Genomic DNA, 482 nt, shown 5'->3' with positions numbered 1-482 from the left:
TGCGTATGTGATGATAGGTGGGCAAATTGCGTATTGCGGTTTCTTTATCATTTCTGCAGCATATAGTGGGAGCTTCGTTGCAGTAATATATTATATTCCGTTCGTACTCATATGGTTATTGCTATCATTCATTGTTGCTCTCCGTACCCCGAAGCGATGAGGTACGTAGTCGACACCTTCCTTAAGCAGTGAAGAAGGCAACGAAAGAGGAAGACTAGGAAATGCTTGTGCACAATTTCCAGGTCGCATCCAAGTTTGCGGACGAGGGAGATTGGACGAATGCCGCGAGTGTTGCAGTCACGATCGGGTATCGGATGGAGACGACTAGATCGAGCATTAAAAATACTGGGTTTAGTTAGTAATTATTCCAGGCCAGGGGGGATGAAAAATGTTCGCATATACACTATCAATAATGGTCGGGTTCATACTGTTAAGATGTTTGGACTACCAACTATATGGTGGAAGCAAGGAAGGAAAGCGGC

At 44.6% G+C, this 482-nt stretch carries 1 protein-coding gene; it reads left to right on the top strand.

Features of this window, described 5'->3' with window-relative positions:
- Positions 1-221: 221 nt before the first annotated feature.
- Positions 222-359 carry a hypothetical protein gene (locus BBG47_RS30295; RefSeq protein ID WP_175400676.1) on the top strand — a complete coding sequence of 46 codons (138 nt, stop codon included), beginning with the start codon at positions 222-224 and terminating at the stop codon, positions 357-359.
- Positions 360-482: the final 123 nt, after the last annotated feature.

Origin of the sequence: Paenibacillus sp. KS1 (assembly GCF_001680695.1) — a bacterium.
GTDB lineage: Bacteria > Bacillota > Bacilli > Paenibacillales > Paenibacillaceae > Paenibacillus_B > Paenibacillus_B suaedae.
Note: the sequence above shows the minus strand (reverse complement) of the source record. Positions and strands in the feature narration are given on the sequence as shown.

Coding starts and splice junctions, on each gene's coding strand:
- BBG47_RS30295 (WP_175400676.1), top strand. CDS start 222: ATGCTTGTGCACAATTTCCAGGTCGCATCCAAGTTTGCGGACGAGGGA.